The 22,542-nt window shown below is 68.0% G+C and carries 21 protein-coding genes; 9 read left to right on the forward strand and 12 right to left on the reverse strand.

Annotated elements, in window-relative coordinates:
- Nucleotides 1–95: 95 nt before the first annotated feature.
- Nucleotides 96–2,342, reverse strand: a complete 2,247-nt coding sequence (locus MHN80_RS21215; RefSeq protein WP_239403524.1) for an LCP family protein — start codon at nt 2,340–2,342, stop codon at nt 96–98.
- A gap of 176 nt (nt 2,343–2,518) precedes the next feature.
- On the reverse strand, nt 2,519–3,604 hold the full coding sequence (dusB, locus tag MHN80_RS21220) for a tRNA dihydrouridine synthase DusB (protein WP_064569798.1): 1,086 nt from the start codon (nt 3,602–3,604) through the stop codon (nt 2,519–2,521).
- 40 nt (nt 3,605–3,644) lie between these two features.
- Here dusB and MHN80_RS21225 point away from each other — a divergent pair, with 40 nt between their 5' ends.
- Nucleotides 3,645–3,818, forward strand: a complete 174-nt coding sequence (locus tag MHN80_RS21225) for a hypothetical protein (protein WP_239403525.1) — start codon at nt 3,645–3,647, stop codon at nt 3,816–3,818.
- 31 nt (nt 3,819–3,849) lie between these two features.
- Here MHN80_RS21225 and MHN80_RS21230 read toward each other — a convergent pair whose 3' ends face one another.
- Together MHN80_RS21230 and MHN80_RS21235 are read right to left on the reverse strand one after the other, a co-directional pair.
- Nucleotides 3,850–4,842 (reverse strand): acyl-ACP desaturase, encoded by a 993-nt coding sequence (locus MHN80_RS21230; RefSeq protein ID WP_004022003.1) that lies wholly within the window; start codon nt 4,840–4,842, stop codon nt 3,850–3,852.
- 382 nt (nt 4,843–5,224) lie between these two features.
- Nucleotides 5,225–5,767 (reverse strand): nuclear transport factor 2 family protein, encoded by a 543-nt coding sequence (locus MHN80_RS21235; RefSeq protein WP_064569787.1) that lies wholly within the window; start codon nt 5,765–5,767, stop codon nt 5,225–5,227.
- Between the two features lie 105 nt (nt 5,768–5,872).
- Here MHN80_RS21235 and MHN80_RS21240 point away from each other — a divergent pair, with 105 nt between their 5' ends.
- From MHN80_RS21240 to MHN80_RS21250, 3 genes are all read left to right on the forward strand, one after another.
- Nucleotides 5,873–7,789 carry a protein kinase gene (locus MHN80_RS21240; protein ID WP_239403531.1) on the forward strand — a complete coding sequence of 639 codons (1,917 nt, stop codon included), beginning with the start codon at nt 5,873–5,875 and terminating at the stop codon, nt 7,787–7,789.
- On the forward strand, nt 7,789–8,640 hold the full coding sequence (locus MHN80_RS21245; protein ID WP_239403535.1) for a fibronectin type III domain-containing protein: 852 nt from the start codon (nt 7,789–7,791) through the stop codon (nt 8,638–8,640). The genes MHN80_RS21240 and MHN80_RS21245 overlap by 1 nt, the downstream gene beginning before the upstream one ends.
- 132 nt (nt 8,641–8,772) lie before the next feature.
- Nucleotides 8,773–10,173 carry a wax ester/triacylglycerol synthase family O-acyltransferase gene (locus MHN80_RS21250; RefSeq protein ID WP_004021999.1) on the forward strand — a complete coding sequence of 467 codons (1,401 nt, stop codon included), beginning with the start codon at nt 8,773–8,775 and terminating at the stop codon, nt 10,171–10,173.
- Nucleotides 10,174–10,242: 69 nt separating this feature from the next.
- On the opposite strand, the gene MHN80_RS21255 is transcribed toward MHN80_RS21250, so the two are convergent.
- From MHN80_RS21255 to MHN80_RS21270, 4 genes are read right to left on the reverse strand one after another with little or no spacing between them, the layout of a single operon-like run.
- Complete coding sequence (locus tag MHN80_RS21255; protein WP_239403541.1) at nt 10,243–12,279, reverse strand: NAD(+) synthase; 2,037 nt, start codon at nt 12,277–12,279, stop codon at nt 10,243–10,245.
- A gap of 53 nt (nt 12,280–12,332) precedes the next feature.
- Nucleotides 12,333–13,157 carry an ammonia-dependent NAD(+) synthetase gene (gene nadE, locus MHN80_RS21260; protein ID WP_033206327.1) on the reverse strand — a complete coding sequence of 275 codons (825 nt, stop codon included), beginning with the start codon at nt 13,155–13,157 and terminating at the stop codon, nt 12,333–12,335.
- A gap of 21 nt (nt 13,158–13,178) precedes the next feature.
- Nucleotides 13,179–13,673 (reverse strand): histidine phosphatase family protein, encoded by a 495-nt coding sequence (locus tag MHN80_RS21265; protein ID WP_239403543.1) that lies wholly within the window; start codon nt 13,671–13,673, stop codon nt 13,179–13,181.
- Nucleotides 13,670–13,960, reverse strand: coding sequence for a hypothetical protein (locus MHN80_RS21270; RefSeq protein ID WP_004022499.1), 291 nt, complete (start codon nt 13,958–13,960; stop codon nt 13,670–13,672). Before MHN80_RS21270 ends, MHN80_RS21265 begins: the two co-directional genes overlap by 4 nt.
- Before the next feature lie 115 nt (nt 13,961–14,075).
- Between MHN80_RS21270 and MHN80_RS21275 the strand changes: the two genes are divergently transcribed.
- On the forward strand, nt 14,076–15,008 hold the full coding sequence (locus MHN80_RS21275; RefSeq protein WP_101822830.1) for a DMT family transporter: 933 nt from the start codon (nt 14,076–14,078) through the stop codon (nt 15,006–15,008).
- Nucleotides 15,009–15,035: 27 nt separating this feature from the next.
- Here the strand turns inward: MHN80_RS21275 and MHN80_RS21280 are convergent, their stop codons facing one another.
- Nucleotides 15,036–15,476, reverse strand: a complete 441-nt coding sequence (locus MHN80_RS21280) for a flavodoxin domain-containing protein (protein WP_004022497.1) — start codon at nt 15,474–15,476, stop codon at nt 15,036–15,038.
- A 160-nt stretch (nt 15,477–15,636) separates the two neighbouring features.
- On the opposite strand from MHN80_RS21280, the gene MHN80_RS21285 reads away from it, so the two are divergent.
- The 3 genes from MHN80_RS21285 to mmsB all read left to right on the forward strand — a co-directional run bounded on the left by MHN80_RS21285 (nt 15,637) and on the right by mmsB (nt 19,291).
- Complete coding sequence (locus tag MHN80_RS21285; protein ID WP_033206343.1) at nt 15,637–17,169, forward strand: CoA-acylating methylmalonate-semialdehyde dehydrogenase; 1,533 nt, start codon at nt 15,637–15,639, stop codon at nt 17,167–17,169.
- Between the two features lie 6 nt (nt 17,170–17,175).
- Nucleotides 17,176–18,357: an acyl-CoA dehydrogenase family protein gene (locus tag MHN80_RS21290; RefSeq protein WP_239403547.1), complete on the forward strand. Its 1,182-nt coding sequence runs from the start codon at nt 17,176–17,178 to the stop codon at nt 18,355–18,357.
- 64 nt (nt 18,358–18,421) lie between these two features.
- The gene (gene mmsB, locus MHN80_RS21295) at nt 18,422–19,291 is read left to right on the forward strand and encodes a 3-hydroxyisobutyrate dehydrogenase (protein ID WP_064571021.1); all 870 of its coding nucleotides are present in this window, start codon (nt 18,422–18,424) and stop codon (nt 19,289–19,291) included.
- Nucleotides 19,292–19,359: 68 nt separating this feature from the next.
- Here the strand turns inward: mmsB and MHN80_RS21300 are convergent, their stop codons facing one another.
- From MHN80_RS21300 to MHN80_RS21310, 3 genes are all read right to left on the reverse strand, one after another.
- A complete protein-coding gene (locus tag MHN80_RS21300) occupies nt 19,360–20,229 on the reverse strand; it encodes a type IV toxin-antitoxin system AbiEi family antitoxin domain-containing protein (RefSeq protein WP_239403554.1) in 870 nt (289 codons plus the stop codon).
- 113 nt (nt 20,230–20,342) lie between these two features.
- A complete protein-coding gene (locus MHN80_RS21305; RefSeq protein WP_004022492.1) occupies nt 20,343–20,846 on the reverse strand; it encodes a MarR family winged helix-turn-helix transcriptional regulator in 504 nt (167 codons plus the stop codon).
- 35 nt (nt 20,847–20,881) lie between these two features.
- Entirely contained in the window at nt 20,882–21,484 is a 603-nt protein-coding gene (locus MHN80_RS21310; RefSeq protein ID WP_239403555.1) for a TetR/AcrR family transcriptional regulator, read from the reverse strand.
- 49 nt (nt 21,485–21,533) lie between these two features.
- Here MHN80_RS21310 and MHN80_RS21315 point away from each other — a divergent pair, with 49 nt between their 5' ends.
- A complete protein-coding gene (locus MHN80_RS21315; protein WP_064571019.1) occupies nt 21,534–22,067 on the forward strand; it encodes a DUF4188 domain-containing protein in 534 nt (177 codons plus the stop codon).
- Nucleotides 22,068–22,542: the final 475 nt, after the last annotated feature.

The raw sequence follows: 22,542 nt of genomic DNA on the forward strand, positions 1-22,542 counted from the left end.
ACGTGCGTGATCGGACGGGACCGACTCCGACCGATGAACGTGCGGTGAACGTCGGGTGCAGATCCGTCCATCCGGGCCTCTGCGACCGCCCGTGATCACGTACAGGTGGTGTCGCCCGCGTTGGTGATCGCCAGGTCATTGGGCAGATTGCCGGTGTTCTCGGCGGGTGCGAGCTGATTCGCCGTCAGGGTTGCCCCGGACGCCGGAACCGATCCGAGAGAGCCGGTGAAATCCGCCCCGACGATGAGCTCGACGCCGGACTTGACCGTGCGATCGAGCTGGATGCTGGCGTTGGGGAACATCTCGGCCAGCGTTGCGGCGGCATCGCGCTGTCCTGGGCCGTAGCGGACGACCGTGTCGTCGCGGTTCTCCGAGGCGTCGGCGACACCGCGGACGTCGAAGCCGTACGGCGTGAGCTGTTCGGACACCTCGGTGGCGAGACCGGTGCGATCGGTGCCGTTGAGCACCCGGACGCCCACATTGCCGGGGTTCTGTGCCGTCGCGGTGACCGGTCCGGGAGCGGACGTGTCGGCCCTGGTGCTCGGGGCATCCGAACTCGAGGGGGCCTTGGAGGATGACGGCGGCTTCTTGCGCGCCTGTTCACCCGGTAGGGGCAGGTCGTCGATGATGGCGTCGAAGATCGCGTCGATGTCGCTGGTGCGCGGGATCTCGTTGTTGGCGCCGTCAGTGGACGTTCCCGATGTCGGGATCGTCAGGAACGAGACGCGTCCGGCCTCGATGCCCTGCATGGACTCGGCCAGGCTGATGAGCGACTGGGTGTCCACACCGTCGACATAGCTGTACTCGATGAACGTGTTCACGATGCCGTTGAGCTTGTTGGGGTTCGACAGCACGTTGCCCGACAGAGACGACCGCAGCAGCGACGACATGAACAACTGCTGACGCTTGATGCGCCCGTAGTCGCCGTTGCCCTCGGAGGAGATGTTGCGGGCCCGCACGTAGTTGAGCGCCCGTCGACCGGTCAGCTTCTGCTTGCCGGGCTTACGCAGGATCTGACCGATCTCATAGTCGTAGAGCGGCACCGTCGAGCAGACCTCGACGCCGCCGATCGCACGGACGACCTTCTCGAAACCGTAGAAGTCCATGCCGATGAAGTGGTTGATGTTCAGACCGCTCATCGCGGTGATCACGCGGACGAGGCACTGCGGTCCACCCGCGGCGTAGACGCCGTTGAGTTTGACGTCGTCGGCGGGCGCCATCTCGGCGCCGTAGGCGCCCGTCGCGTTGTCCCAGGCACGGCAGGCCGGCTGGTCCACCTGCAGGTCCCGCGGGAACGACACTGCGACGACGCGACTCCGGTTCGCGGGGATGTTCACCAGGATGACGGTGTCCGATCGGGCACCGTCGGCGTCGGCCGTGGTGCCTGCCCCGACCTTGGCGTTCTGTCCGCCGCGCGTGTCGGTTCCGACGATCAGATAGGTCTCGTCACCGTACTGGGCGTCCTTGTTGCGAATGTTCTGGTCATCGGGATCGACGGCGGTGACGTTGCGCCAGTTGCCGTTCCACGACTGCAGGTAGCCCCAGACGAAGCCGGTGCCGACGAGCGCGAGGACACATGCGATGGCGACCAGGATCCGTCCGGTCGCGGCGGTCTTGCGGAGCATCGCACCCTGACGGTCCTCGTCGCGTCCGGGATGACGCCGGGGTGCCGAACGCAGCGCGAGGGGTCCGGTGAGATCGGGGGTGCGCTCGAGCGGTGCCTGCGCGACCGGGCTCCCCGACGGAGACCCGGCGACCGGTTCCTGGCCCCTGGATTCCTCGATGGCCCGCTTCTCGGTCGCACGGTCGGACAGGTCCGGTGCGGAGTCGCCGATGGTGGGGATCTTCTGGGTGACGTCGTTGTCGAAGCGATGGACCGTGGTGGGGCGATCGTCGGGCGCCGGCTGGGGTGCGCCCGGCGCACGTGGGGGTGGCGGCGGTTCGGCGCCCTGACCGAACGGCTGTCCGAGGCGGCGGGAACGTGCGCGCGTCGACGGGGTCTCGGGATTCCGCGACTCCGGACGCGGGGGCATCGCGCGGCGGGAGCCGGAGCGGCCGGAGCCCGCAGGCGGCTCGACCGGTGACGACTCCTCCGCGTTCATCTGCTCCATGAGCTGACGGACGGTCAGCCGCGTTCGTCCGCGGACGAATCGATCCGCGGACCGCGGCTCACGGAGGCTGGGGTGTGCGGGGGGCTGGTCACCCGGGCCGACGGGGCCGGTGGCGTCCTGTCCCGGGGTCGGGCCGAGCTCGTCGTGGGAGCGTCCGGCGCGACGACCACGACGAGAGCGATCGGCGTCGCCCGCCTCGGGGTCGTCCGGGCCCGGTGTCCTACGACTCAATGCACGTTCCTCATGCCCCGTGGTCTGATTCGCGAGTCACCGCAGATCGGGGCTCGACCAGCGCGGTGCGCACAGAATGGAGGTCCCGGCGGCCGGGACCTCCGCGCAATAGTACTGATCCCACCTGAGAAAGCATCTCAGCCAGGCGCCGGTTGTGACGGTTTTCGCAATCCGGTTCAACCGCCGGAGTGCATGATCTCGGCCCCGGCCGGGACGACGTCCTCGTCCGGATCGTCGAGCCATCCGTCCGGCAGCGCGACCTTGGCCGGGGATCCCTGCCTGCCGCGCGGGCCGTGGCCGTCGGACGGGAACGGGGTGTCCGCGGGCAGCTCGGCGAGCAGTTCGCGCAGCTCGTCGACGCTGCCGACCAGTGCCATCCGGCGGCGGATCTCCGATCCGGCCGGGAAGCCGCGCAGGTACCACGCGACGTGCTTGCGGATCTCGCGGCAGCCCTTCATCTCACCGTGGTGGTCCACGAGGAGTTGGCAGTGCCGGACCATGATGTCGGCGACCTCGCCCAGATTCGGCGGGGTCGGGGCGTCGAACCCGCCCAGCTCGGCGGCGAGTTCGGCGAACAGCCAGGGGCGGCCGAGACAACCGCGTCCGATGACCACGCCGTCGCAGCCCGTGCGGTTCATCATCGCGACCGCGTCGGCGGGCTCGAAGATGTCGCCGTTGCCCAGCACGGGCACGGACGTGACGTGGTCCTTCAGACGGGCGATCTCGTCCCAGTCGGCTTCGCCGGAGTACCGCTGCGACGCGGTGCGCGCATGCAGGGCAACGGCGGCGGCGCCCTCCTCCGCGGCGATGCGACCGGCGTCGAGGTGGGTGCGGTGCTCGTCGTCGATGCCGATGCGGAACTTCACCGTCACCGGGATGTCGGTGCCCTCGGTGGCGCGGACCGCCGCCGCGACGATCTTGCGGAACAAGGTGCGCTTGTAGGGGATCGCCGAACCGCCGCCCTTGCGGGTCACCTTGGGGACCGGGCAGCCGAAGTTCATGTCGATGTGGTCGGCGAGGTTCTCGTCGACGATCATCTTCGCGGCCTGATACGTGTACTCCGGGTCGACGGTGTAGAGCTGCATCGACCGAGGATTCTCGTCCGGTCCGAAGGTCGTCATGTGCATCGTGACCGGATGCCGCTCGACGAGCGCGCGGGCGGTCACCATCTCGCAGACGTACAGCCCGGAGACGGTGCCGGTGCGGGCGAGTTCGAGCTCACGGCACAGCGTGCGGAATGCGACGTTCGTGACACCGGCCATCGGGGCCAGCACGACCGGGCTGGCCAGTTCGATCGAACCGATGCGCAGCCCCTTCGAGACGCTCGCAAGCTCGCTCCTCAGGGGGCTGGGGTCGACGCTCGCAAGCTCGCTCCTCAGGGGGCTCGGGTCGACGCTCGCAAGCTCGCTCCTCAGGGGGCTGGGGAGCGAGCTTGCGGTGGTCGAAGGCGCCGGGTCGCTGCTCCCTGAGGTGTGAGCGGAGCGAGCCTTGAAGGGGAGGGTGGTGCTCAGGATGCCTGCTGCTCCCGCTTCTTGGCCTCGCGGGCGAGCGAACGGTCGCGCATCTCCTCGAAGCGGATGGTGTCCTTCTCGAGCTGCTCGAGGAAGGCGGCGAGCTCCTCGCGGGTCTTCTCGCCCTCGCTGGTGAAGTCCTCACGCTCGAAGACGTTCCACTTGCGCAGGACCGGCATGACGACCTCTTCGAGGTGCTGGCGCAGGTCGTAGATGCCGTGCTTGGCCATGAGCACGCCGTGACGACGGAAGTTGGGCATCCCGGCGCCGGGCATCTGGAAGTTGGTCACGATGTCGGTGACCGCGCGCAGCGTCTGATCGGGCGAGATGTCGAAGCCCGCGCCGCAGATGTTGCGGTAGAAGATCATGTGCAGGTTCTCGTCGGCCGCGATGCGCTGGAGCATCTTGTCGGCGATCGGGTCATTGCACGCCTTGCCCGTGTTGCGGTGGCTGACGCGGGTCGCGAGTTCCTGGAAGGTCACGTAGGCCACCGAGTGCAGCAGGCCCAGCTCGTCGGCGTGCTCCTCGAGTTCGTCCACACGTCCGGCGGCGGCCAGCATCGGGTCGTAGCCGTTGGTCATGTGGATCATCCGCGCCTCTTCGAGTGCGACGGGATCGACGCCGCGGGTGACCACGAGGTAGTCGCGCATGACGATGCCGTGGCGGTTCTCCTCGGCGGTCCAGCGACCGACCCAGTGGCCCCAGGCGGAGTCCATGGAGAAGTTGTCGGCGATGACGCGGTGGTACGACGGCAGGTTGTCCTCGGTGAGGAGGTTGGTGATCATCGCGGCCTTGGCGACCTCGTCGAGCTGCGACTGCTCGGGGTCGTAGTCGACCCCGCCCAACGCGGCGAAGTTCCGGCCCTCGTCCCACGGCACGTAGTCGTGCGGGTTCCAGTCCTTGGCGATCTTGAGGTGGCGGTTGACGTTGTCCTCGGCAACCGGGGCCAGCTCCTTGAGGAGCTCGAGTTGCGTCAGGTCGCGTGCCATATGGGTGTCCTCCGAACGGTGTCCGCGTGTGTCATCGTGCGTGTGTCGTCGTCTGTGTCTGGTGGGTCGGTCCACGTGCGCGGCCGCTGCCACGATCGTGGTTCTCGACGTCGTCGGTGATGCTCGACGTCTTGGCGGATGCGTGCCGGGTCCGCCGGACCGCGGTGTGTCGGGCCGGGGTGCGCTCCGGCGCCCGACGCCACTGGTCAAAGTCCTAGCGTACGGCACGCTCACCGGTGTCCCAAGTCCGTCGTGAGGGTGTCGTCGCCGCACCGGCGAACCGTTACGGGGTGCGAGGGTGTCATCCGTCACGCCGGCGACCCCCGCAGGCGTCGCCGCAAACGCCCAGCTGGGCGCGGGTTCGCCCGGTGCGGCGGAACGGTCAGCGCCGAGAGGCGAACATGGCCCCGGTCGTCTCCATCCAGGCCGTTGCGGGCTCGTCGATGGTGCCCAGTTCGCGGGCCTTCTCACACCAGCGCATGGCCGCCCGACCGAACTCCATGGGGTTGTACACGTCTTCCTCGCGGCTCCAGCGACCGTTGCCCGCGTAGGTGAGGATGGTGATGTTGGTGGCGGTGATGTGGGTGGAGTCACCGGGGTCACGCATCGGGTTGTCGACTTCGCAGATGACCCGGCCGGTAGGGGCGTCGACCACATGCCACAGGGAGGGGAAACCGGTCATGTGGCTGCCGGGGAACGAGGTCATCGTGCGCCAGATCCAGGTCCGGATCTCCTCACGGCCGCGCATGGTGCCCAGGGCGTGCTCGACGTAGTCGGCATCGTCGGTGAACAGCTCGGCGAAGCGATCCCAGTCGCGGCTGACGGCGATCTCGGCGACCGTGCGCTGGAACTGCGCGAAGGCCTCGTCGAGTTCTGCGTGGGTGAACTCGGTGGTCGGCGGGGTCGGTTTCTCGGTGGTTTCCATCGTCGCCGATCGTAGAGTCCGGAACGGCGCGATCCACCGCGTTTCGCGACACTCGGTACCATTCGTGCCCAACACTGCCACCGCACACGGATCGGTGAGGACGTCATGTACCAGGTAGGGGACCTGATCGCGGGGTACCGCGTCCTCGACGTGCTCGGACGCGGCGGCATGGGCGAGGTCTACAAGGCCGCCCATCCCCGGCTGCCGCGCGCCGACGCCCTCAAGGTGCTCCGGTCGGTCCACGCCACCGACCCGGTCTTCCGCGCCCGGTTCGAACGCGAGGCCGACATCGTCGCGCCCCTGCACCATCCCAACATCGTCGCCGTCTACGACCGCGGTGTGTTCGACGAGTTGCTGTGGATCGCAATGGAGTACGTGCCGGGCACCGATGCCGCGCGGATGCTCGCCCGGGAGTCCCCGCTCGACCCCGGTCTCGCATGCACGATCATCACCGGGGCGGCCGCCGGACTCGACGCGGCACACCGGCGCGGCGTCATGCATCGCGACATCAAGCCGGCCAACATCCTGATCACGCCGGGCGAGGAACGTGTCGACGGCGGTCCGAGCGGTCCCGAAGCCATCAAGCTCACCGATTTCGGCATCGCGCAGGTACTCGACGAGGTCACCCACCTGACCGGCACCGGGATCACCATCGGCACGATGCGCTATGCCTCGCCGGAGCAGATCGAGGGCCTGCGCGTCGACGGCCGCAGCGACATCTACTCGCTCGCCGCCACCGCGTACGAATTGCTCACCGGTGCCCCGCCTTTCGACTCACCGTCGCTGCACGGGTTGATGACGGCCCACATGCACCACGAACCTCCGTCGGCCAGTGCCCGCAACCGGGCCCTCCCCGCGGCCGTCGACCGGGTGCTCGCCCGGGCGATCGCGAAGGAGCCGGGCCGCCGACACTCGACGGCGGGGGAATTCGCGGCCGCGCTCGCCGACGTCTTCGACTCCCGCGCAACACTCATCGGCCCGGTGGGCGTGCCCGATTCCGGGGAGGTACCCGCGTCCCACGGTCGGGACGCGGAGATCCTCGCCGAGCTCCGTCCCGCCGGAACCGGCGTCGGTACCGATCCCCGCCCGCCGATCGGTGCTCCGGGCCCGCGTGCCGCGGCGCTCGCGCCGGTTCGGGTTCCGCCGGAACCGTCGCCCACCTGGCCGGCCGACGACGATGCGACGCAACCGAATGCGGTCGGCCGTCCGCGCCAGCTGCTCGTGATCGGGATCGTCGCCGTGCTCGTCGCCGGAATCCTCGGCGCCGGCATCGGACTCGTGCGCATGTCGGCCACGTCTCTGGACACCCCGGACCCGCCGGACGCGGAGGTCACGACCACTGCCGTCGAACTGACCTGGAACAGTGTGGCCGGGGCCACCGGCTACGTGGTCACCCAGAACGACGCCGTGATCTACTCCGGGCCCGCGACCGAGTTCACCGCGCCCCGACCGGTACCCGGTACCTACACGTTCCAGGTCGCCGCGCACGACGACGGCCGGGTGTCGGACTTCTCGCGGAATTCCGAGCAGGTCGATGTCTTCATGACGTGGGGCCAGCTGCAACCGATCGCCGACCTGTACCACGATCTCATCCCCGCGACACCGTTGAGCACCAACGGTTTCGATGCCATGCGCTGCTGGGGTGAGGACGGCGACCTCGCCTTCTCGTCGAGCAAGCGCACCGTGTCGTGCACGCGCGAAGCGGAGAACCCGACCGGGGCCGGCAGCGGAGACCCTTCCGGTCCGCAGGTGGCTGCGTACCAGGTGATCGTCGATGCCTACGACACCCCGGAGGAGGCCACGGCAGCAGCGAAGGTGACCGCGTACGACCTCCGCGGCGTCGACTACACGACTGCGCAGGGACACGCCGGCACGTTGTATCTGTCGGACAAGCAAGGTGATCAGGGTCAGGCGATCCTCACGTTCGACGACGGTGACCACGCCCGATCGGTGGTGTGGGTCGTCGTCCCGGGCGAGCCCGCCGCCGCGGCCGGCGACGTGTTGAAGAGGTTGCCGATCTGATGAACTCGCCCACTCCACCCGCTCTCCCCACTTCGCCGATCTCGACGACGGTCCCGACCCGGCCGCGACGGATCGGATCCGGCCCCTGGCTGATCGGGTTGATCGTGCTGATCTCGGCGGTGGTGGCGCTCGGTGGGTTCGCGGTGGTCCGTTCGGTGACGGCACCCGATGCGCCGGACCCGCCCGGCGGGCTCACCCTGCAGGCCCGGCCGGGGCGGGTCATCGCGACCTGGGACCCGGTCGACGGGGCGTCGGCCTACCAGCTCCTCCGCGGTGACGGATACGTCGTCCACCAGGGGCCGGAGACGACGGCCGAGGACGCGAGTGTGCCTGCCGGAGAACATGACTACCGGGTGGTTGCGATGCGTGGGGGCGTGTACTCCGAGCCCGGGCCGGTGCAGCGGGTCCGGACGGGTGCGAGCTGGGGAGAGTTCGCGCCGCTCGTGGCGCAGTTCCCGGAGTTGCTCCCGCAGGCCCCCGACACCGCCGCGCAATGGATGAACACGGAGTGCATCCGCCGCTACTCCGGTGGCCGGGACGAGGTCGGCCCGTCGGAGACCGGGGCGGGGCAGGTCCGCACCGTCTTCGTCGTGCGGTGTGCGGCGGGTGCGGTGGATCGTCCTTTCGGGGTGTTCTGGTTTGCGTCCAGGGATGCGCTGAACGCGGAGTACTCGCGGTCGTCGTCGACGTCGCGGCCGGTCAGGTGGCGGCACGGAACGGGATTGATCGACGAGAACGGCCGCGGGGTCTTCAAGATCACCGACGACCCGGCGCGCGAACTCGCGATGATCGTCGTACTGGAAACCGACGGTCAGGACATTCTCGACATGGTGGACTCGCTGCCGCTCTGACCGCCGGAGAGCTTGTGTCCCGAGTCGGCCGTGGCGGTCGGCGGAACCGGCTCCGCGAGGCACGCCGGGTGCGGCATGATGGCGTGGGGTGCCTGCGGGGTGGGTGCCCGACGTCGAGGAGAGGCTGAACTCATGCAGCGCTTGAGTGGATTGGACGCATCGTTTCTCTACCTCGAGACGCGTTCGCAACTGATGCACGTCATCGGTCTGTTCGAGATCGACCCGAGCACCATGCCGGGCGGCTATCGGTTCGACAAGATCCGTGCGGAGATGGAGCGACGGATCGCCGCCATCCCCGCGTTCCGCCGCAAGCTCGACAACTCGTTGCTCAACATCGACCACCCGGTCTGGATCGAGGACGAGGACTTCGACATCGAGCGTCATGTCCACCGCGTGGGGGTGCCGGCACCCGCCGGCGCCGGCGAGGTCGCCGAGCTGGTCGGCCATCTCGCCGGTCAGACGCTCGACCGGGGCAAGCCGCTCTGGGAGCTCTGGATCATCGAGGGGCTCGCCGACGGCCGGGTCTGCGCCATGCTGCGTATGCACCACGCCGGGACCGACGGTGTCACCGGCGCCGAGTTGCTGGCGCAGATGTGCACGCTCTCACCGGAACCCCCGGAACTCGACGCCGAGAAGGTGGGAGAGTCGGCCGGGCCGTCGTCGCGCGTCGCGATGGCCGCGGGTGGGGCGGTCAACTACTTCGTCCAGCGTCCCCTGGCGATGGCCAAACTGCTGCCCCGGACGCTCGGCGTACCGGTCGGCTGGTTCCGTCGCGCACAACAGGATTCGGCGATGCCAGCACCGTTCCGCGCGCCTCGGACGCGGTTCAACGCACCCATCACGCCGCATCGCAGCATCGCCGTGACCCAACTCTCGCTCGCCGACGTGAAGCGCGTGAAGGACCACTTCGGCGTGAAGATCAACGACGTGGTGCTCGCGATGGTGGGTGGAGCGCTGCGCACCTACCTGCTCGAACACGACGAGTTGCCCGATCGCCCGCTGGTCGGGATGGTCCCGGTCTCGGTGCACGGCGCCGATGAGAAGGACCTGGTCGTCGGCGGCACCAACAAGGTGACCGGGATGTTCACCCAGCTCTCCTCCGACGAGCCGGATCCGGTTGCCCGGCTCCAGAAGCAGGCCGAGCTGAGCCGCACCTCGAAGGAGCACCACGCCGAGATCGATGCGAACATCCTGCGGTCCTGGGCTCAATTCGCCCCGGGCACAACGCTGTCCACCATGATGAAGATCTACGGCGACCGCAACCTGGCGTCGGCCCATCCACCGGTCTTCAACGTCCTGGTGTCCAACGTGGCGGGTCCGGACTTCCCGCTGTACTTCCTCGGCGCCCGGGTCACCGGCGTCTACCCGCTCGGCCCGATCTTCCACGGACTGGGACTGAACATCACGGTGTTCTCCGCCGACGGCAACCTCAACATCGGCATCGTGGGCTGCACCGACCAGACCCCGGATCCGTGGGCGATCGCCGACGCCTTCGACGATCAGCTCAAGCAACTCCTCGCCGCTTGCGACTGAGCACCTTCTGCTGGTTGAGCAGTCGACGAGCGCAGCGAGGAGACGTGTCGAAACCACTCCGCCGCAACGTCATTCCCCGGACATGCCCCCGGCCAACTGGTCGAGCCAGACCCGCGCCGACGCATCCGACGGTGACCGCCAATCGCCACGCGGGGACAGGGACCCGCCCGATCCGATCTTCGGACCGTTGGGCATCGCCGAGCGCTTGAACTGGTTGCCCATGAACCGCTTCAGGAACACTGTCAGCCAGTGCTCGATGGTCGCCGCATCGTATTCGTTGCGTTTGTCCTCGGTCAGCAGATCCGACCACGGACCGCGGGTGCGGTCGCCCCACGCCTGCCGGGCGAGGTAGGCGATCTTGGTCGGCCGATAGCCGAAGCGCGTCAGGTGGTAGAGGAAGAAGTCGTGCAGTTCGTAGGGGCCGACGGTGTCCTCGGTGCTCTGGATCCGGCCGTCGTCACCGGGCGGCACCAACTCGGGGGAGATGACGTCGTCGAGGATCTCGATCAAGGTCTCGGTGGTCTCCGACGAATGGTGTCCGCTGGTGATCATCCACCGGATCAGGTGCTGGATGAGCGTTTTCGGCACCGAGCCGTTGACGTTGTAGTGGGACATCTGGTCGCCGACACCGTAGGTGCACCAACCGAGCGCGAGTTCGGACAGGTCGCCGGTGCCGAGCACGATGGCGCCGTTGGAGTTCGCCAGGCGGAACAGGTGCGAGGTCCGTTCGCCCGCCTGCACGTTCTCGAACGTGACGTCGTAGACCTTCTCGCCGCGGGCGTACGGATGGTCGAGGTCGGCGAGCATCTGCTCACACGACGGCCGGATGTCGATCTCGGTGCCGCTCACGCCGAGGGAGTCCATGAGCGCGTGGGCCCGTCGCAGCGTCGGGCCGCCGGTCGCGAAACCGGGCATCGTGTAACCGAGGATGTTGGTGCGCGGCAGCCCCAGTCGGTCGAACGTGTCGACCGCGACGAGGAGCGCGAGCGTCGAGTCCAGCCCGCCGGAGACGCCGATGACGATCTTCTCCAGTCCGGTCGATCGCAGTCTCTGGGCGAGACCCTGCACCTGAATGGAACGGACCTCGGCACAGCGTTCGTCTCGGTCGGCGGAATCCGCCGGCACATAGGGGAACCGGGGAATCACCCGCCGGACCACGTCATCGTCGCCGGCCAACTCGCCGAAGTCGAAGCCGATGCGGCGCAACGACTTCAACCGTTCGGAGTGGTCGCCGACCTGGTCGCGCAGGCTGATCATGCGCATCCGTTCCTGCCGCAACCGGTCGAGATCGATGTCGGCGGAGATGATCTGGTCGGTCGTCGCGAACTGTTCGCTCCGGGCGAGGAGCGAGCCGTTCTCGGTGATGAGGGCGTCACCGTCCCAGGCCAGGTCGGTCGTCGATTCGCCGAAGCCCGCGGCGACGTACACGTGGGCGGAGATGGTGCGTGCGGAGTGCCCCGTGCACAGGTTGGTGCGGTAGCCCTCTTTGCCGATGGTGACCGGGCTGCCCGACAGGTTGGCCAGCACCGTCGCGCCGCCGAGAGCCGCCCACGTGCTCGGTGGGATCGCCACCCACCCGTCTTCGCAGATCTCGACGAACAGTGCGAAACCGGGGAGGTCGCGTGCCTCGAAGACGAGATCGGCGCCGAACGGGACCTCGTCGCCGCCGATCGACACGGTCGTGGGGATCGCGTCGCGTGCCGCGGCGAAGAAGCGCTGCTCGTAGAACTCGCGGTAGTTCGGCAGGTAGGACTTCGGGACCACCCCCAGGACGGCACCGTCGTGGATGACGGCGGCGCAGTTGTACAGGCCGTCGCCGACGAGCATCGGCAGCCCGACGCAGAGGACCGGCGTCAGTCCGGCGCTGGCGGCCACGATCTCGTCGAGTGCGGCGCGGCACCCGTCGAGGAGAGCATCCTGATGGAAGAGGTCGTCGACGCTGTAACCGCACAGCCCCAGTTCGGGGAAGACGACCAGGCAGGCGCCGTCGTCGGCGGCCCGTCGCGCGAGTGCGATGGTGCGCGTGGCGTTGACCGCGGGTTCGGCGATCGTCAGGACGGGAACGGCACCGGCGACCCGGGCGAATCCGTTTGCGTAGACAGACACTCCGACACCCTAATCGCGGGCGGGCCCGGACGCGCCTCGGCGGGCAGGTGTTCCTAGGACCGCCACCAGGTGTCGTCGACCTCCACCGGAGTCGTCCGCTTGTGCCGGTTACGATGCCACGCGGCCTCGATCTTCTCCGCGGCCTCGACCGGGATCTCGCGTCCCTCGAGGTAGTCGTCGATGTCGTCGTAGCGCAGGCCGAGTTCGTCCTCGTCGGTCTGCCCCGCCTTGTCGTCCAGCAGGTCGGCGGTCGGGACCTTCTCCCACAGTTGCTGCGGCGCACCGAGGTGGCGCAGCAACGCACGACCCTGCCGCTTGTTCAGTCCGGAGAGGGGGAGGACATCGGCGGCACCGTCGCCGTGTTTGGTGAAGAAACCGGTGACGTTCTCCGACGCGTGGTCGGACCCGATGACCAGCAATCCGCGGTCGCCGGCGAGCGCGTACTGCGCGACCATCCGGTGCCGGGCCTTTGCATTGCCCTTGGTGAAATCGGTGAGTCGGTTGCCGGTCGCCTGTTCGATCTCCGCGGTGAGGGCGTCGACGCCGGGGGCCACATTGACGGTGACCACCTCGTCGGCGGCGACGAAATCGAGCGCGGCAGCCGCGTCGTCCTCGTCGTGCTGCACCCGGTAGGGGAGGCGGACCCCCACGAAGACGGCCTCACCGCCACCGGCACGGACGCGGTCGGCGGCCAGCTGTGCCAGCCGTCCGGCCAGGGTGGAGTCCACCCCGCCGGAGATGCCGAGGACATATCCCTTGGCGCCGGTCGCGTCGAGGTAGTCGGCGAGGAAGCGCACCCGGCGTTCCACCTCGTCGGCGGGTTCGATCGAGGGCTTCACCGCGAGGGCGTCGATGATGGTTCGCTGGATCTCACGCATGACCCCAGTGTGCGCCATCGGTCAGTCCTCGCGCGGGATTCGCACACCCACGAGGTGGGCCCCCGGGTCGGGGGACAGGCCGAGGCGGCCCCACGGGTGGGTCACGCCGACGACCGCGTAGGCCGAGGTGGGAAACCGTTCGATGTGACCGTCCGGGTCGAGCGTCAGCGCGGTCGCGGGCATCCCCGGCTCGTGCCCGACGACGAGGATCGTCTGCGCGTCGGCGGGCGCGTAGATGCGGATGGACTCGAGGATCTCCTCGGGTGCGCCGCCGTAGATGTCCTCGACGTAGGTCACCGGCGCGTCGATGCCGGTCCGGGCGAGGGTCTGACGCGTTCGCGTCGACGTGGAGCACAGCACCGCGTCGACCCGCAGGCCCTCGTCGGCCATCCATCGTCCGGCCAGAGCGGCCTGCCGGTCGCCGCGTTCGGCCAGCGGACGGTCGTGATCGGGCGTCGCGGGCGGGTAGCCCGACTTGCCGTGCCGCATCAGGATGAGCGTGCGGGCCTCGCTCATGCGGCGCCGTGCCGTCGGTCGCTGACCCGGTTGCCGGGCCCGGACTCGGCGACCATCATCCGCAGCACCCGCACGGTGGCGCGCCACGCCGCCGCCTCCTGCCGGAGGAAGGCCGCATGCTCGTCGTCGCCGCGGGCCTCGGCCTCCTCGGCGGCGACGTCGAACTCCAGATACTCGTCGACGGCGCAGGCGATGAATTCGCCCACCGAAGTGCAGTCGGTGCAGGCCACCTCGATCGCGGCGGCGTCGAGGGTGGCCAGTCGTTCCAGATCTGACCGATAACGCATGGGTTCGAATCTACGTTGTCCGAGCAGGTGGTGGGTGTTCCGACACCGTCGATCTCGGTTCGGGCGACTCCGGTCGCCACCGCGAGCACCGGCAGCCGCCGTTACCCTGGGGATCGTGCACACCTGGGTACCCGCTCTCCTCGCGGTGCTGGCCGCGTTGATGATCGCGGCGGGCACCGTGTTGCGTCAGCGCGCCTCCCGGGTGAACGGTGCCATCACCCCGGGTTGGTGGGCGGGTGCGGCGATTGCGCTGTGCGGCTTCGGTTTGCAGGCGTCTGCGCTCGGGTTGGGCTCGATCCTGCTCGTGCAACCGCTGGTCGTGCTGGCGGTGCTGTTCGCCCTGCCGCTGGAGGCCTGGGCCGACCATCGGCACCCGGCCCGCATCGAATGGGCGTGGGGCGGGGTGCTCGTCGCGTGTGTCGTCACGTTCCTCATCGTGGCGCGACCCGAACCGTCGATGCGGCGACCCGACGCATTGTTGCTCTGGGGCACGGTGGGGGCGGTCATCGGTGTCGTGGTGGCGTTGGTGGTCTTGGCGCACCGCTCGAGCCCGCACTACAAGGCGCTGTTCTACGGACTGGTCGCCGGCGTTCTCTTCGGGGTGTCGGCACTGCTGGTCAAGACGGTGATCTACCAGGTCACCCATCATTTCTGGCGTACCTTCGTCCACCCCGAGATCTATCTCTTCGTGCTCGTGGTGATCGGCGCGATCCTCGCCCAGCAGATGGGATTCGGCGCGGGCGACCTGCAGACGTCGTTCCCCTCGATGACGGTGGCCGAGCCTGCCGTCGCCATGGTTCTCGGCGTGTTGTTGCTCGGCGAGAACCTGCAGGTGTCGGTGCCGACGGCGCTGTTCCTCGGGATCGTGCTCGCGATCATGGTGCGTGCGGTGTGTGAACTCGCCAAGCTGTCGGCAGTGCGCGGGTACGAACAGGCGGTCGCCGCGGAAGAGGCCGCCGCTGTCGAGGAGACCGCAGCCGACGGGGTCGCAGCGAAAGACGCCGCGGCGGGGGAGTCGGAGACGACGACGTCGCGGCCGGTGGCCTGACCACCGACCGCGACGACGTCCGGGTTCTCAGATCTCCTGCGAGATTCCTTCGGCCCACTCGGCGGCCTGCTTCGCCGGCTTGATCGCCGACGAGTTGTCGTGGCGGGCGTGTTCGCCCACCTGGACCGCGCCGCGCTTGGTGAGCATCTCGGCGACGATCTCGCCGCCGCGGTTGAACGTGTCGTAGATCGAATCCCCGAGCCCGAACACCGCGAACCGCACACCGGTGAGGTCGGGGTCGACGCTCTCGAGTTCCTCGGCGAAGGGCTCGGCGCCGGTCGGGAGTTCGCCTTCGCCGTAGGTCGAGCAGACGATGACGAGGAAGTCCTCGGGGTCGAGATCCTCGACCGCGAACTCGCTCATGTCGTAGATCGAGGGATCGTGATCGGCGGCCAGCGTGTCGGCGATGGCGTCCGCGACGAGCTCGCCGTTCCCGGTTTCGGTTCCGTAGAGGATGACAACCGACATGTGAACTCCTCTCGACGTCGGCGTTTTCGCAAAGCGAGGGTAGCCTAACCGGCTCGCCGGTGCGAAATCGCTGGTGAACAGGGGGTTGGAAGAAATACTTGGATGTCCTACTATGTGGTGACACCGGCCATAACCCCCAACGAAGTCGAAGGTGATCTCCGTGTCCGCTCCTGCTGTCCCCTCGATCCCGCACTACCTGAACGGCAAGCGCGTTCCCGCCGAGGGCGGACGTTTCGCCGACGTCTTCAACCCGAGCACGGGCGCCGTGCAGTCCCAGGTCCCGCTGGCGTCGACCGACGACGTCGCCGCCGCGATCGCGACCGCCTCGGAGGCGCAGAAGGAGTGGGCCGCCTGGAACCCGCAGCGCCGCGCCCGCGTCCTGATGCGGTTCGTCGATCTGGTCAACAAGAACGCCGACGAGCTCGCGACCACGCTGTCGCTCGAGCACGGCAAGACCCACGCCGACGCTCTCGGCGACATCCAGCGCGGCGTCGAGGTGATCGAGTTCGCGATCGGCATCCCGCACCTCATCAAGGGCGAGTTCACGGCCGGTGCCGGCGGCGGCATCGACGTGCACTCCATCCGTCAACCGCTCGGTGTCGTCGCGGGCATCACGCCGTTCAACTTCCCGGCCATGATCCCGCTGTGGAAGGCCGGCCCGGCCCTCGCGTGCGGCAACGCGTTCATCCTCAAGCCCAGCGAGCGCGATCCGTCCGTGCCGGTGCGGCTGGCCGAACTGTTCACCGAGGCGGGCCTGCCCGACGGTGTGTTCCAGGTCGTGCACGGCGACAAGGAAGCGGTCGACGCGCTGCTGACCCACCCGGACGTCAAGGCCCTCGGCTTCGTCGGCAGCTCCGACATCGCGCAGTACATCTACTCGACGGCGGCCGCCCACGGGAAGCGCTCACAGTGCTTCGGTGGCGCCAAGAACCACGCGATCATCATGCCCGACGCCAACCTCGACCAGGTCGTGGACGCGCTGATCGGTGCGGGCTACGGCAGCGCCGGTGAGCGCTGCATGGCGATCAGTGTCGCGGTCCCGGTCGGCGAGCAGACCGCAGATCGGTTGCGCGCCAAGCTGATCGACCGGGTGAACGCGCTGCGTGTCGGGCACAGCCTCGATCCCAAGGCCGATTACGGGCCCCTGGTCACCGCCGCCGCCCTCGAGCGGGTCCGCGGGTTCATCGACAAGGGCGCCGAGGAAGGTGCCGAGGTCGTCATCGACGGACGTGAGCGCGCCAACAACGAGCAGACCTTCGGCGACGAGGACATCTCGAAGGGCTTCTTCATCGGCCCGACCCTGTTCGACCACGTCACCAAGGACATGACCATCTACACCGAGGAGATCTTCGGTCCGGTTCTGTCGATCGTGCGTGCCGGCGACTACGAGGAGGCCCTCGCGCTGGCGTCGGACCACCAGTACGGCAACGGTGTCGCGATCTTCACCCAGGACGGCGACGCCGCCCGCGACTTCACGGCTCGCGTCGACGTCGGCATGGTCGGCGTGAACGTGCCGATCCCGGTTCCGGTGGCGTACTACACCTTCGGCGGCTGGAAGCGTTCGGGCTTCGGTGATCTCAACCAGCACGGCCCGGCGTCGATCCAGTTCTACACCAAGACCAAGACGGTGACGACGCGCTGGCCGTCCGGCATCAAGGACGGCGCCGAGTTCGTCATCCCGACGATGGACTGATCGGCGTTGACCACTTTCGCCGACGCCGCGGTCGCTCGGCTCGACGGTGACGAACGCGTCATCGTCGAGACCGCAGCGGGTTTCGCGGCGAAGAAGCTGGCGCCGTTCGCGCTGGAGTGGGACGCGTCGAACCACTTTCCGGTCGACGAGCTGCGCGAGGCGTCGGAACTCGGGATGGGCGCCATCTACTGTTCGGAGGATGCCGGCGGCAGTGGCCTGCGCCGTCTGGACGGCGTGCGCATCTTCGAGCAGCTGGCCTACGCCGATCCGGCCGTCGCGTCGTTCCTGTCCATCCACAACATGTGCACGTGGATGGTCGACAAGTACGGCACCGACGAACAACGTTCGACGTGGGTGCCGCGCCTGGCGACCATGGAGACGGTTGCGAGCTACTGCCTGACCGAGCCGGGTGCCGGCTCGGACGCGGCCGCGCTCGCGACCCGTGCCGAGCGGTCCGGCGACGAGTACGTGCTCACCGGGGTCAAGCAGTTCATCTCGGGTGCGGGGTCGTCGGACCTCTACGTCATCATGGCCCGCACGGGCGAGGCCGGTCCGAAGGGGATCTCCACGTTCCTCGTGGAGAAGAACTCCCCCGGGCTGAGTTTCGGTGCGCAGGAGCACAAGATGGGCTGGCATGCGCAACCCACCGCCCAGGTCATCCTCGACGAGGTGCGCGTGCCCGCGGCCAATCTCCTGGGCGCCACCGAGGGCATCGGCTTCGGCATCGCGATGAACGGCCTGAACGGAGGTCGCATCAACATCGCGGCATCGTCGCTGGGCGGTGCACAGGCGGCCTTCGACAAGGCGGCCGCCTATGTCGCCAGTCGTCGGGCCTTCGGGAACGCGCTGATCGACGAGCCGACGATCCGGTTCACCCTCGCCGACATGGCCACGTCGCTGCAGGCGTCGCGACTGATGCTGTGGCAGGCGGCGTCCGCACTGGACGACGATGCGCCGGACAAGGTCGAGCAGTGTGCGATGGCGAAGCGCTTCGTCACCGACACGTGCTACGAGGTCGCCGACCAGGCGCTCCAGCTGCACGGCGGATACGGGTATCTCACCGAGTACGGAATCGAGAAAATCGTCCGCGACCTCCGTGTGCACCGCATCCTGGAGGGGACCAACGAGATCATGCGCGTCGTGCTCGGCCGTTCGATCGCGACCAGCTACCGTTCCCTCGCCCCCTGAGGTGCGACGAGCCTCGAAGGGCTGAACCCGCTCCACACAACCACTTTCGTAGGAAGCAGAGACAATGACGACGATCGCCTTCCTCGGCCTCGGCAACATGGGCGGCCCGATGGCCGCCAACCTGGTGAAGGCCGGGCACACCGTTCGCGGGTTCGATCCGGTACCCGAAGCGGTGAAGACGGCACAGGACAACGGCATCGAGACCTTCCCGGCCGCGATCGAGGCGGTGTCCGCCGCCGAGGTCGTGATCACGATGTTGCCGAGTGGCGCCATCGTGAAGAAGCTGTACGACGACATCCTCCCGGCGACGCCGACCGGCGCGCTGTTCATCGACTCGTCGACGATCTCCGTCGACGACGCCCGCGAGATCCACCAGCGCGCTGCCGAGCACGGCTTCGCGCAGCTCGACGCGCCGGTATCGGGCGGCGTCAAGGGCGCCGTCGCGGGCACACTGGCATTCATGGTGGGCGGTGAGGACGAGGCCTTCGCCGCCGCACGCGGAACCCTGGATCCGATGGCGGGCAAGATCATCCACTGCGGTGCCGCGGGCGCCGGCCAGGCCGCCAAGGTCTGCAACAACATGGTCCTCGCCGTCCAGCAGATCGCGGTGGGCGAGGCGTTCGTCCTCGCGCAGAAGCTGGGTCTCGACGATCAGGCGCTCTACGACGTGATCACCGGCGCCACCGGCAACTGCTGGGCCGTGCAGACCAACTGCCCGGTCCCGGGTCCGGTCCCGACGTCGCCGGCGAACAACGACTTCAAGCCGGGCTTCGCGACCGCTCTGATGAACAAGGACCTCGGTCTGGCGATGGACGCCGTCGCCAGCACGGGGTCGCGCGCACCACTGGGCACTCATGCCGCACAGCTTTACCGCGGCTTCGCCGAACAGCACGCCGACCTCGACTTCAGCGCGATCATCACCTCGCTGCACTAGGTCTTCGCCGTCCGCACGAGACCCGTATGACGTTGTGCCCGGTTTCCGGGTGCAACGTCATACGCGTCTCAGGCGGCTGATCGGTGGAGCGCGGTGTGGATGGCCGTGGCGACCTGGGCGGGTCGTTCGATGAGGTCAGTCCAGGTGAAGTTGAGGACGGTCCAGCCGTTGGCGGTGAGCAGGTTGCGTTTCGTCCGGTCGCGCTGGAAGGTGGCGACGTCGCGGTGGAAGGCGAAGCCGTCGATCTCGACTGCAATCTTCGTGTCGGGGAAGGCGAAGTCGATGACGTGGCCGAGGGTGGGCATGTTCGCGATCCAGCCGGTGATGCCGGCGGTGGTGAGCAGTTCGGTGGTGAGTCGTTCGGCTTCTGATCGTGCCCCGTCGCCGAGGAGTCGCAGATAGGTGGCGACTCGTGGTGCTCCGTGTCGGTTCGGGTAGCGGTCGTGTGCGGCGTGGAGTGCGTCGAGGGTGACGCGGGTGGTCAGTAGTGCTGAGTCGAGGATGCTGATCCCGATGTCGAGGGAGGCGTCGAGGACGGTCAGTGCGGCGGCCGTCGTCGGAAGTCCTTGGTGGATGGTGATGTCCTCGGCGTGCAGTGGGCGGTATCCGACGAGTGCGGTCGCTGACGAGCGGCGGGCAGTGCCGCGGGTTGGCGTGTACACGACGTGTTTTCGTGGTTCGTCGTCGTGGAGGCCGAGCCACCAGGCGGCGGCCGCGCCGCCGAGTACCGCTGCGGTGTGGACCGACAGGACCGCGATGCGCGCTTGGGCTCGGGCTGTGCGGGGGTGTCCGGCGACGAGGTACACCCCGCGTGCGACGGCTTTCCAGTCGCCGGCGGCGAGTTTGCGGTGGATGGTCGAGGAGCTGACGCCGCAGTCGCGGGCTTCGCGGGTGGAGAACACGCCGTCTCGGCGGGCGGTCAGTTCGGCAATGTCCATGGTGATTCGACGCTGCCGGTCGGCGTGCGGTTCCGTCGTCGGGTGGCTCCGGAATCCGTATGACGTTGTGCCCGGTTTGCGGGTGCAACGTCATACGCGTTTCAGGTGCCGACTCAGAAGTCCCCGTTGTGCTTGCGAAGCGACTGGATCGCGCCGACGAGACCGGTCATCTCGTCGTCGGACATCCCGACGTCGCCGAACACCTCGCGGTTGAGGGTTTCCGTGGCCTCGCCCACCGTCTTCTGCCCGAGCTCGGTGATCTCGACGAGCGTGGTGCGTCCGTCGGTGGGATGCGGGACGCGCCGGACGAGGCCGCCCTCTTCGAGCCGTCGGATCGCGTGGGTCACGCTGGTGACATGGACCTGGAGCCGGTCGCTCGCCTTGGTGATCGGCAGTGAGCCGTGCCGCGAGAACGCCAGCAGGCGGAGGAGTTCGAAGCGGGAGAAGCTGAGGTCGTACGGACGCAGTGCGGCCTCGACGCGCGCGAGCAGGATCTGGTGCGCGCGCATCACCGAGGTCACCGCCACCATGCCGTCGGCGACCCCGCCCCACCCCGCCTGGGTCCAGTTCTCCCGTGCCTCGGCGATCGGGTCGAAATCCATGCTGCGCCCTGCCATACCGATACCCTAGTGCGCCTCTCGTCCCGCCGCGGTCAGGCGCGTGCAGTGCGCCACCCGTCGATGACGGCGGTCGCGGCGGCCACCGGGTCGGCGCCCGCCGGGTAGTTGCCGGACAGCAGGAGCGTCGCCATGCCGTGCACCTGTGCCCACAACGATGCGACGACGGTCTCGGTCTCGGTGTCGGCGGCGCGGAGGAGCCCGGCTCCGATCGCCGCCTGCACCCCCTCGCGCAGCGGGGTGATCGCACGCGTCGCGGCCGCACGGGTCTCGTCGGTGCGTTCGACCCCCACGAGCGCGTCGGAGAACATCAGCTCGTAGAGCCTGGGATTCTCCAGTGCCCATCCGACGTAGGCGACCCCGAGGCCTTCCAGCGTCATCGGGCCCTCGGCTGCCGCCACCGCGGACCGCTGCGCGCGCGCGAACGAGTCGAAGGCACGGACCAGGATCGCGCGCGACAGTCCCTCCTTGTTCCCGAACAGCGAGTAGACCCCGGTGGTGGAGGTGTCGGCAGCGCGAGCCACCTCCCGCACCGACAGCGCACCGACCCCGTGCGCGGCCACCACCCGGACCGCTTCGTCGAGGAGTCGTGTCCGCACGTCATCGGTGTGCGATCGAGGTCTTGCCACGACCACCATCGTTTCATAACATCGTTCTGTAACAGCGTTACCAAACTACGGAGTCGCCATGCCACCCCGCCGAGCCGTCCGCATGACCAACGACATCCCGCCTGCGGGCACGGCCGTGTTCCTGATCGGGATGCGGGTGACCCGGCCCTGGCGGGTGCGCGCGTGGTTGTCGGTGATGGCGGCGATGCCGAGGATGCTCATTCATCTCCGGCGACGACCGCAAGCGGGCATGCTCGACGCCCGTCTCTATGTGGGTGGCTCACTCATGGTGTTGTCGTACTGGCGCAGCGCCGACGATCTCCGGCGGTTCGCGTCCGACCCCGACGCGCCGCATCTGCCCGTCTGGCGGTGGTTCAACCGGGAGCTCGCCGACACCGACTCGGTCGGGATCTGGCACGAGACCTACGTCATCGGTGAGCACGAGTCCATCTCGAGTGGGATGGCCCCGCAGGGCCTGGCGCGTGCCGTCGGGTGGCGCCCGGTCGGACCGGGGACGGCCACCGCTTCCGGTCGCCTCGGTCGAAGCCGGCCGATTGCGGACGGTGTCGTGCCAGTGAATGACACTGCCGATTCGGGCGATTCGAAGGGTTGATTCGATCAATTGTGATCAGGGTATTCGCAATCAAGCCGACGATTAGCATAGAGAACTTATTTGTTAGCAACGACACCTAAATTTCCGCATGTCCCATCTGGGTGGTTCGTCGTCAAAGGGCGTATTGACGCAATCGGTCCTGGTCACCAAAGATCAACCAGCACTTGTTGTTTGACAAACACTGACTTTCTGATGAATCCGGATTCGGTTTTACCGATCGCACAGCTGAAAATCAGAGACATGGGCAAGAATCCACCCTTTTCCGAAAACTCATCTGATGAGACCAATCGATCTTTCGTGACGCTTTCGAGACCATTTGTCCCATGTCATTAAGATGCCTTTACCGGCATTTTGCCTTTGTCGAAAATTGATGTCGGCGAATGTTTATCGGGAGTATGGTCCGATTTGTCGACGGGGCGACAGCTCTCCAGGGGGGCTTACTTGGCTTGATCTTGCGCGGGTGACGAGATCTTTC

Origin of the sequence: Gordonia sp. McavH-238-E, from assembly GCF_022348225.1 — a bacterium.
Taxonomy (GTDB): domain Bacteria; phylum Actinomycetota; class Actinomycetes; order Mycobacteriales; family Mycobacteriaceae; genus Gordonia; species Gordonia terrae.